Origin of the sequence: Pseudomonas sp. (genome assembly GCF_050739995.1) — a bacterium.
GTDB lineage: Bacteria > Pseudomonadota > Gammaproteobacteria > Pseudomonadales > Pseudomonadaceae > Aquipseudomonas.
This window is the reverse complement of the sequence record NZ_JBOICG010000220.1, coordinates 1-5,183: the sequence shown is the minus strand read 5'-3', so window position 1 is coordinate 5,183 and position 5,183 is coordinate 1. Positions and strand designations below refer to the sequence as shown.

At 59.3% G+C, this 5,183-nt stretch carries 5 protein-coding genes and 1 pseudogene; 1 reads left to right on the top strand and 5 read right to left on the bottom strand.

Annotated features, from left to right (window positions below):
• From ACRESD_RS07640 to ACRESD_RS07620, 5 genes and pseudogenes are all read right to left on the bottom strand, one after another.
• Positions 1-396, bottom strand: a pseudogene (locus ACRESD_RS07640) (type III PLP-dependent enzyme); the annotation flags it as partial.
• 415 nt (positions 397-811) lie between these two features.
• Positions 812-1,969: an osmoprotectant ABC transporter ATP-binding protein OsmV gene (locus ACRESD_RS07635; protein WP_005784718.1), complete on the bottom strand. Its 1,158-nt coding sequence runs from the start codon at positions 1,967-1,969 to the stop codon at positions 812-814.
• Positions 1,966-2,619, bottom strand: coding sequence for an ABC transporter permease (locus ACRESD_RS07630; protein ID WP_135287373.1), 654 nt, complete (start codon positions 2,617-2,619; stop codon positions 1,966-1,968). The genes ACRESD_RS07635 and ACRESD_RS07630 overlap by 4 nt, the downstream gene beginning before the upstream one ends.
• A gap of 11 nt (positions 2,620-2,630) precedes the next feature.
• Positions 2,631-3,527 carry a glycine betaine ABC transporter substrate-binding protein gene (locus tag ACRESD_RS07625; protein WP_431750363.1) on the bottom strand — a complete coding sequence of 299 codons (897 nt, stop codon included), beginning with the start codon at positions 3,525-3,527 and terminating at the stop codon, positions 2,631-2,633.
• A gap of 20 nt (positions 3,528-3,547) precedes the next feature.
• The gene (locus ACRESD_RS07620) at positions 3,548-4,300 is read right to left on the bottom strand and encodes an ABC transporter permease (RefSeq protein ID WP_431750364.1); all 753 of its coding nucleotides are present in this window, start codon (positions 4,298-4,300) and stop codon (positions 3,548-3,550) included.
• A gap of 295 nt (positions 4,301-4,595) precedes the next feature.
• On the opposite strand from ACRESD_RS07620, the gene ACRESD_RS07615 reads away from it, so the two are divergent.
• Positions 4,596-5,183: GTP-binding protein (locus tag ACRESD_RS07615; RefSeq protein WP_431750362.1), on the top strand; the 588-nt coding region annotated here is incomplete at its 3' end.

Below are 5,183 nucleotides of genomic sequence, written 5' to 3'. Positions count from 1 at the left end.
CTTGGCGATGTTGCGCAGGTCGGCTTCGGAGTCGGTGGAGAACAGGCGCACGCCTTTCTCGTAGAAGTAGCGGATGTCCTTGGACTTCTTGATGGTGTTGCCGTAGCTGATACGGTCCGGGCTGACGCCACGGTCCATCACTTTGTCCAGCTCATAGATCGAAGCGATGTCGAAGCTCGAACCTTTGTCTTTGAGCAGGTCGATGATCTCGACAGCCGGGTTGGCCTTGACCGCGTAATAAACCTTGGCGAATTCGAAACCGGCGCGCAGGTCATCGTAGGCCTGGCTGATCATCGCAGTGTCGATCACCACGAATGGGGTTTCTTGCTTGTCGGCGAACGCCTTCATTTTGTCAAAAGTGGCGCGCGCGAAATAATCTTCGACCTGGATCGACATGCTGGGAACTCCTAAGGGCAAACTGTTTTAGTCAATGGGTGCAAATGAACGTCCTCCGTATCCCCACTTTGGTTCGCCTACTTCCCAAGGCATGTCGCCGAAAGCAAAAAGGCCATGGGAATAACCGCTTCCCTTGGCCTTGCTGTCTCGTCGTCAGTACTTGAGCCGGATGGATCGTTTCCAGCATGGACGTTCGGCGCGAACTTTAGGACGTGAGGGGCTATAGATCAACTAAAAATGTCGCGTTTTTGCACGCGTTCGTCGCGGCACCTCGTGCAGCTACTTATGTAACCGACCGGTGTGACGGAATGATGTTCCTCGCAGAAGGGAAATTGACGGCATTTCCTGACACACCAGAGACTAAATGTGGGAGGGAGCAAGCCCCCTCTCACATTTTGACCTGTGTTGTGTCAGGTCAGGCCAACGCGGTTTCGGCGGGGGAGACGATACTGGTCTTGCCCCCACGCGACTTACCGGAGCTCAAGTACTCGGCAATCGACTCCTGGGTCACTTCCCCCAGGAACACCCGCTCCGCATCCATCACCGGCAACCACGAACGGTTGAACTCGTACATGCGCGACAACAGGATGCGCAAATGCTCGTCATACGCTGCCGTGGCATTGAATTCGCGTAGGTATTGCCCGCAGGTCCCGGTCTGACGGTGCAGGTCGCGACGTCGTACATAGCCCAGTGCCTTGTTCTCGGCGCAGGTGACCACCACATAACGGCGGTCATGCTCGTCCATCAGTTCCAGCGCATCGGCCACTGGCGTCTCCGGGCTCACCGACGGTGCGTTGTCCGCCGCGTCTTCGGCCTTCACCAGCAGCAGGCGCTTGAGGGTGCTGTCCTGGCCTACGAAGTTGCTGACGAATTCATCGGCCGGGTGCGCGAGCAGCGTGTCCGGGTGGTCGATCTGCAGCAGCTTGCCGGCGCGGAAAATCGCGATCTTGTCGCCCAGCTTGATCGCTTCGTCGATGTCGTGGCTGACCATGATCACGGTCTTGTTCAGCGCCCGCTGCATCTCGAAGAACTCGTTCTGGATCATCTCGCGGTTGATCGGGTCGACCGCGCCGAACGGTTCATCCATCAACAACAACGGCGCATCGGCCGCCAGAGCACGGATCACGCCGATCCGCTGTTGCTGCCCGCCCGACAACTCACGCGGGTAGCGATGCAGGTACTGCTTGGGTTCCAGCTTGATCATGCTCATCAACTCGCGGGCGCGGTCGTGGCATTTCTGTTTGTCCCAGCCGAGCAGTTTCGGCACCACCACGATGTTTTCTTCGATGGTCATGTTGGGGAACAGGCCGATCTGCTGGATCACATAACCGATGTTGCGGCGCAAGGTCACTTCGTCCAGGTCGGTGGTGTCTTCGCCGTTGATCAAAATCTTGCCTGAAGAGGGCTTGATCAGGCGGTTGATCATCTTCAGCGTGGTGCTCTTGCCGCAGCCTGAGGGGCCGAGGAATACGCAAATTTCGCCTTCATTGACGGTCAGGCTCACATCGTTCACGGCTGTTACGGTCTTGCCGTTGCTTTGGAAGGTCTTGGACAGGTTTTGAAGTTCGATCATTTGAGCAATCCTTTTGGAGTCAGCGAGCGTTGCAGCCATTGCAGAAGCAGGTCGGCGAAAATGGCCAGGAGACTGACCAGCACGGCGCCGACGATCAGCATCGACATGTCGCTGCGGCTGATGGAAGCCAGAATAAGTACACCCAGGCCACCGGCGCCGATGGTGGCGGCAATGGTCATCACACCGATGTTCATCACCACGGCGGTGCGCACACCGGCGAGGATCACCGGCACGGCGATAGGCAGCTCGACCATGCGCAGGCGCTGGCCGAACGTCATGCCGATGCCGCGTGCGGCTTCGCGAATGCCTGGTTCCACGCCGGTCAGGGCCAGGTAGGTGTTACGCATGATCGGCAGCAAGGAATAGAGGAACACGGCGGTGATCGCCGGCATCGGCCCCAGGCCCTGGCCGAACTTGGAATAGAACGGCAGCAGCAGGCCGAACAGGGCGATGGATGGCACCGTCAGTAAGACCGTGGCGCTGGCTTGCAGCGGCCCGGCCAGCGTCGGAAAACGCGTCATCAGGATGCCCAGAGGCACGCCGATCAGGATCGCGAGGATCACGGCGATACCGACCAGGGTAATGTGCTGCCACGTGAGGTGCAGGACTTGGGCCCAATCAAGATGGGAAAAGGCGTTCAGGAATTCCATGTCTTCTCCTCTTATTGATTGATCGGATGTTGGCGCAGGAAATCGGCGGCTACAGCGGAAGGGCTTTCATGGTCGACGTCGACCCGGGCATTCAGCTGACGCATGGTTTCGTCATCGAACAGGGCGGCCAGTGGCTTGAGATCAGCGGCCAATTGCGGGTGGGCATCGAGATAAACCTGACGCACCACCGGCGCGGCGGTGTAGTCCGGGAAGTAGTGCTTGTCGTCTTCCAGCAGCTTCAATTTGAAGGCATTCAGACGCCCGTCCGTGGTGTAGACCAACCCGGCGAACACCTGGCCATTACGCAACGCGGTGTAGACCAGGCCAGCGTCCATCTGCCGGGTGTTTTTGCGCGTGAGGTTCATGCCGTACAGCTTGACCATGCCGCCCATGCCGTCGGAACGGTTGGCGAACTCGGTGTCCAGGGCCACCAGACGTGTGGCTTTGGCGTCTTCGGCCAAGGCTTGGGTCAGGTCGCTGATGCTGTTGATCTGCGGGAACGCCTGGGCCACGTTCTCGGGCAGGGCCAGGGCGTAGGTGTTGCTGAATTTCGACGGCGACAGCCAGACCAAGCCTTTTTTCGCGTCGAGTTCTTTCACTCGGGCGTAGGACTGTTCGCTGTCGAGCTTCTCATCGACATGGTTGTAGGCCACCAGCGACACGCCGGTGTATTCCCAGATCAAATCCAGTTGCCCGCTTTCCTGGGCACTGCGTGCCAGGTTGCTGCCCAGGCCACCGGTCACACGGGTGTCGTAGCCCTTGGTGCGTAGGTACTGGGAAGTGATTTCGGCAAGCAGGGTCTGTTCGGTGAACACCCGGGCACCGATGCGGATCACCGGTTTTTCGGCGGCTTGCGCAATGCCTGCAAGCAGCAGGAAGCAGCTCAATATCAGCGTTATCTTTTTCATGTGTATTCCTTTGCCAGGCCTTAAGACGGACGCAACCCGCGTTCCAGCCAGAGGCGGCTGGCCATGGTCACCAGACCGTCAAGCAGCAATGCCAGCAACGCGGTGCACGCGGCGCCAAGCAGCAATTGCGGCTGATTGTTCAGGGCGATGCCAGGGAAGATCAGGCTACCCAGGCTGTTGGCGCCGATCAGGAAGGCCAGCGGTGCGGTACCGACGTTGATCGCCAGGGCCACACGCACGCCACCGATGATGATCGGCACGGCGTTGGGCAATTCCACGCGGAACAGCACCTGGCGCGGCGTCATGCCGATGCCGGTGGCAGCCTCTTTCAGGGAGCCCTGGACGTTTTTGAGGCCTTCGTAGGTGTTGCGCACGATGGGCAGGAGGGAGGCGAGGAACAACGCGAAGATGGCCGGGCCGCTGCCGATGCCGAGGACGCCGAGGGCGATGGCCAGTACGGCCAGGGGAGGGACGGTGTTGCCGATGTTGAAGATCTGCATGAAGCGTTCTGCGCGCCCGACCATGTGCGGTCGGCTGAGCAGGATACCGGCGGGGATGCCCACAACGAGGGCGGCCAGCATGGAGACAAGAACGAGGATCAGGTGAGCTTGCAGGTAAAACAACAAATCGTCGCGGTACAGTTCGATCGTGTTGATGCCGATCCAGTGGACCAGCAGGGCCAGGAGAGCGACGACAACCGCTCCTCCTATCAGCCCTTTGCCATAGCGAATAGCCACAGGCGGACTCCTTTTTTCTTTTGTCGGCGAACACATTCTCCGGCGGCAATGCCATTTCTGGCCGCCTTCGAATACGTTCGCGAAAAGCAGCTCGTCCATACCGGCAACGCGGTAAAACTCCGAGCCATGAGCGCAGCCTCGTCAGGCTAACTTGCTGATTTTTCAGCCCCTGTTACGAGTGCGGTAGCAGGGGAGTGGACGTCTCGACCTTTTAAAAGGTTCCACACTTGGCAGCATTTAGCCACCCCTAATCGGGTGAACGGTGGTCCGGCCCCCGGGGTTTGCGCTATACTCGCCGCCCTTTTTTGACTCACCTGCCAGGCGATTTCCCATGACCCACCAGGCCGCCGAAGTCGCGAAACGCCGCACTTTCGCCATTATTTCCCACCCCGATGCCGGTAAAACCACCATCACCGAGAAGCTCCTGCTGATGGGCAAGGCAATCGCAGTGGCCGGCACGGTGAAATCCCGCAAATCCGACCGCCATGCCACCTCCGACTGGATGGAAATGGAAAAACAACGGGGTATCTCCATTACCACGTCGGTCATGCAGTTCCCGTATCGCGACCACATGGTCAACCTGCTCGACACCCCGGGCCACGAAGACTTCTCCGAAGACACCTACCGCACTCTGACTGCGGTGGACTCGGCGTTGATGGTTCTCGACGGCGGTAAAGGCGTAGAGCCACGTACCATCGCCCTGATGGACGTGTGCCGTCTGCGTGACACGCCTATCGTCAGCTTCATCAACAAACTCGACCGCGATATCCGCGATCCCATCGAGCTGTTGGATGAAATCGAAGCCGTCCTGAAGATCAAGGCCGCGCCGATCACCTGGCCGATCGGTTGCTACAAGGACTTCAAGGGCGTGTACCACCTCGCGCAGGACAAGATCATCGTCTACGTGCCGGGCCACGGC

Bases quoted from the DNA above. Each gene is read 5' to 3' on its own strand.
- ACRESD_RS07635 (WP_005784718.1), bottom strand. From the start codon at position 1,969: ATGATCGAACTTCAAAACCTGTCCAAGACCTTCCAAAGCAACGGCAAG.
- ACRESD_RS07630 (WP_135287373.1), bottom strand. From the start codon at position 2,619: ATGGAATTCCTGAACGCCTTTTCCCATCTTGATTGGGCCCAAGTCCTG.
- ACRESD_RS07625 (WP_431750363.1), bottom strand. From the start codon at position 3,527: ATGAAAAAGATAACGCTGATATTGAGCTGCTTCCTGCTGCTTGCAGGC.
- ACRESD_RS07620 (WP_431750364.1), bottom strand. From the start codon at position 4,300: ATGTGTTCGCCGACAAAAGAAAAAAGGAGTCCGCCTGTGGCTATTCGC.